This window comes from Isoptericola sp. NPDC057191, assembly GCF_042670225.1.
Taxonomy (GTDB): Bacteria; Actinomycetota; Actinomycetes; order Actinomycetales; family Cellulomonadaceae; genus Isoptericola.
Window position 1 is genome coordinate 1 of sequence record NZ_JBHUWC010000264.1, and the last position, 3,965, is coordinate 3,965.

4 protein-coding genes are annotated in these 3,965 nt (G+C 72.3%); 2 read left to right on the forward strand and 2 right to left on the reverse strand.

All coding sequences use genetic code 11. The annotated features are described in order from the left end of the window. Positions 1-3: 3 nt before the first annotated feature. Together ACFT55_RS19495 and ACFT55_RS19500 are read right to left on the reverse strand one after the other, a co-directional pair. Positions 4-1,101 (reverse strand): Gfo/Idh/MocA family protein, encoded by a 1,098-nt coding sequence (locus ACFT55_RS19495; RefSeq protein WP_380245504.1) that lies wholly within the window; start codon positions 1,099-1,101, stop codon positions 4-6. Beyond that, a complete protein-coding gene (locus ACFT55_RS19500; RefSeq protein ID WP_380245505.1) occupies positions 1,098-1,898 on the reverse strand; it encodes a sugar phosphate isomerase/epimerase family protein in 801 nt (266 codons plus the stop codon). Before ACFT55_RS19500 ends, ACFT55_RS19495 begins: the two co-directional genes overlap by 4 nt. A gap of 246 nt (positions 1,899-2,144) precedes the next feature. On the opposite strand from ACFT55_RS19500, the gene ACFT55_RS19505 reads away from it, so the two are divergent. Both ACFT55_RS19505 and ACFT55_RS19510 read left to right on the forward strand, forming a co-directional pair. Continuing rightward, a complete protein-coding gene (locus tag ACFT55_RS19505; RefSeq protein ID WP_380245506.1) occupies positions 2,145-3,167 on the forward strand; it encodes a glycoside hydrolase family 43 protein in 1,023 nt (340 codons plus the stop codon). A 92-nt stretch (positions 3,168-3,259) separates the two neighbouring features. Continuing rightward, positions 3,260-3,901: a dihydrofolate reductase family protein gene (locus ACFT55_RS19510; RefSeq protein WP_380245507.1), complete on the forward strand. Its 642-nt coding sequence runs from the start codon at positions 3,260-3,262 to the stop codon at positions 3,899-3,901. Positions 3,902-3,965: the final 64 nt, after the last annotated feature.

Sequence of the window (3,965 nt, forward strand, 5' to 3'; positions counted from 1 at the left end):
GCGTCAGAAGGTCGACGCGGCGGGGTCGAAGTCCTCCGGCAGCGGCGGGGGCGCGTCGACGTCCGAGGCGACCTCGACGGCCGTGCCGGACTCCGCGGCGTCGCGGACGGCGAGCAGGACGTCGAGCACGTGCGACGCGACGGCGCCCGACGCCCGCTCGGGCCGGCCCTCGCGGATGGCTCGCGCCAGCTCGACGACGCCCGTGCCGCGGCCCCAGGTGGAACCCGTGGCCGGGATCGTCTCGGGCTCCTCCTGGCCGTACCGCCAGAGCGTCGAGTCACCGTCGAACACGTTCGGGTCCGGCAGCACGATCGTGCCCAGCGTGCCGTTGATCTCGACGAACCCGGCGCGCGGCAGCGCGTGCTGGAACGAGAACGTCGACTGGGCGGACTGCCCGCCGCGGAACTCGATGAGCGCCGCGTGGTGCGTCGGGACCTCGACGGGGAACGTGGCCCCGGCGCGCGGACCGGACGCGATGGTGCGCTTCTCGAGCGACTTCGAGGACACGGCCTGGACGCGGGACGCCGCCCCGAGCGCGTGCACGAGCGTCGTCACGTAGTACGGCCCCATGTCGAACAGGGGCCCGGCGCCCGTGGCGTACAGGAAGTCGGGGTCCGGGTGCCAGGCCTCGGGGCCGGGCACGTGGAACATCGTGGTGGCCGTGAGCGGCACGCCGATGTCGCCGCGGGCGATGGCCCGCAGCGCGGACTGGATGCCGGCGCCGAGCACGGTGTCGGGCGCGCACGCGACGCGCACGCCCTTCGCCTCCGCCGCGGCGAGCAGGGCCGCGGCCGACTCGTGGTCGGTCGCGACCGGCTTCTCGCTCCACACGTGCTTGCCGGCCGCCACGATCTGGTGGCCGACCTCGGCGTGCGCCGCGGGGATGGTGAGGTTGAGGACGATCTCGATGTCGTCGCGCGCGAGGAGCTCGTCGACGGTCCCCGCCGCGGGCACCCCGTACGCCTGTGCCTGCGCCTGCGCGCGGTCGAGGCGGACGTCGGCGACCATGCGGACCTCGACGTCGGCGAACTGCGTGAGGTTCTCGAGGTACTGCGTCGAGATGTTCCCGGCACCGATGATGCCGACGCCCACGCGGCTCACTTGTCGTTCTCCTGCAGCCAGGCGAGCGACGCGGCGATGCCCTCGAAGACGTCACCGGCGTACGAGTCGAACTCGACGACGCGGATCGCCTGCGGCGCGGCGGCGAGGATGGCGGGCACGTCGACGTCGCCCTGCCCGGCGGGCACCTGGTTGTCGTAGGCGGCCTTGAGGGCGGCGGGCACGTCCAGCGCGCTCTCGCTGGAGGGCAGCACCGTCGCGATGTCGCCGGACACCTCGCCGTCCTTGACGTGGATCGCGACGACCTGCTCGCCGAGACGCTTCAGCACCGCGGGGGCGTCCGCGCCGCCGACCGTGGCCCAGAACGTGTCGACCTCGAGCACGGCCTCCGGGTCGAGCTGCTCGGCGAAGATCTCGAAGACGGGCCGGCCGTCGACCTTGTTCGTGAACTCCCACTGGTGGTTGTGGTAGCCGAACCGCAGGCCGTGGGCGGCCGCCCGGACGGTGAGCTCGTTGACGCGGTCCGCGAGCTTCTTCGCGTCGTCGGCGGTCTGCCAGCGCTCGGTCGGGACGAACGGGTCGATGACGATGCCGATGCCGAGGCGTGCCGCGGCGTCGAAGACGACGTCGGCGTCAGGCGCGTCGATGACGGACGCGTGGCCGGACGGCGCGGCAAGCCCGGTCGCCGCGAACGCGCGCTCGAAGTCGGCGACGCGCTCGACGAACGCGTACGGCTCGACCTGCTCGTACCCGATCTCGCGGACACGGGCGACGGCGGCGTCGAGGTCGGCGGCGACGGCATCCCGCAGCGAGTACAGCTGCACGGATGTGGAGGACATCTGGAGCTCCTTTGACGTGGTCGGTGGGCCGACTTCCGTCGACACTCGTACAGAAGTGCGCAGTGGAGCGCCGGAAGCCACGGAGAGCCTAACCCTCAAAACCTCACAGTGGAAGGTTTTCTTCGTCGCGCCCGATCTCGACCGACGGGCGCGTGTCCGCGGCACGCGCCTGAGTCAACGATGTACCGTCCTTGCGCCAGCGACGGGCAGCGACGCCCGTCTCAGCATCGACCCGGAGGCGCAACGTTGCACCACTTTCCGAGCACCACGTCCCTCACCCGCCGTGCCGTCCTGACGGCCGCCGGCGGTCTCACCGCTGCCGCGGCGCTCAGCCTGACGCCGACAGCCGCGACGGCGTCCCCGCGCGGCTACCAGAACCCTGTCGTGCCGACCAACAACCCCGACCCGGCCGTCCTGGCCGCGGACGGCGCGTTCTTCCTCTACGCCACCAACGGCGCGGCCGGCGCGATGCCGGTGCTGACCTCCCCCGACCTGGTCGAGTGGACGCCGGTCGGCAACGGCATGCCTCAGCTCGCCTCCTGGTGCCGCCCCGGCCGGCACTGGGCCCCCGAGGTGATCGCGGTGGGCGACCGCTACCTGTCCTACTACACCGCCTGGCGCGCCGACATCGACCAGCAGGCGGTGTCGGTCGCCGTCTCGTCGTCACCGGCGGGGCCGTTCGTCGACGAGCGGACGGCGCCCCTGATCGACCAGTCCGCCGAGGGCGGGAGCATCGACGCGTCGCCGTTCCGCGACGCCGACGGCTCGCTGTGGCTGCTGTGGAAGAACGACGGCAACCACGACGGTCTCCCGTCGTACATCTACCTGCAGCAGCTCTCCGACGACGGGCTCGAGCTGGTCGGTGAGCCCCGGCGCCTGTTCGGCATGGACCAGCCCTACGAGAAGTACACGATCGAGGGCGCCTCGGTGGTGGTCCACCAGGGCAGGTACTACTGCTTCTACTCGACCGGCGAGTTCTGGAACGACTCCTACGGCGTGTGCTGGGCGAGCGCGCCGTCGATCACCGGTCCGTGGACCAAGGAGGGCGACGGGCCGATCCTGGCGAGCAACGACGTGGCTGCCGGGTCGGGGCACGGCATGCCGATCAAGGTCGGCCCGCACTGGTGGTACGTGTACCACGCGTGGCAGCCGGACCACGTGAACCAGGACCCGGGCCGTCTGGTGTGGCTGTCCCGGATCACCTTCACCGGCCACGGCCCCGTGATCGACGGGCCCGCGGTGGACAACCCGTTCGCCCCGCGGGTCTGACCGGTCCGATGAGTCCGGCCGGGACGGCGGGTCTGCCCTCCCGACCGGACTCGAACGGATCCGGACGCCCCGCCGCTCGCCAGGAGGAAACCATGGGTCTGATCCATCTCGAGCTCTTCGCCACCCTCGACCTCGTCGCCCAGGCCCCCGGCGGGCCCGACGAGGACCCGGAAGGCTTCCCCTTCGGCGGCTGGCAGGCGCCGCTGATCGACGAGGTGGCCGGGGCGCAGATCGACGCCGCGTACGCGGAGGGCACGGACGCGCTCCTGCTCGGGCGCCGGACGTACGACATCTTCGCCTCCTACTGGCCGCACCAGGAGGGCGGCCAGGACGGTGGCATCGCCGAGCTCTTCAACCGCATCCCCAAGTACGTCGCGTCCCGAGGCAACCCCGACCTGTCCTGGGCGGGCTCCTCCCAGCTCGGCCCCGACCTGGCCGCTGCGGTGCGCGAGATCCGCGACCGGCACGAGCACGTGCGCGTGGTCGGCAGCCTCGACCTGGTGCAGACGCTGCTGCACGAGAAGCTGTTCGACCGCATCGACCTGTGGCTGCACCCCGTCGTGCTCGGCGTCGGGAAGAAGGTCTTCGACGGCGGCGAGGTGCCCACCAACCTGACGCTGCTCGAGCCGCCTGCCGCCGGTCCGAAGGGTGCCGTGTACCTGCACTACGCGCTGGCCGACGGCGTCCCACGCACCGGCGACATGTCCGCGCCCGACCTCGGTCTGACCGAGTAGGCCTGCGAGCGCCGCCGGCCCACGCCAACCGAGGGCCGGCGGCGCGGACGGTCCGGGTCACCGC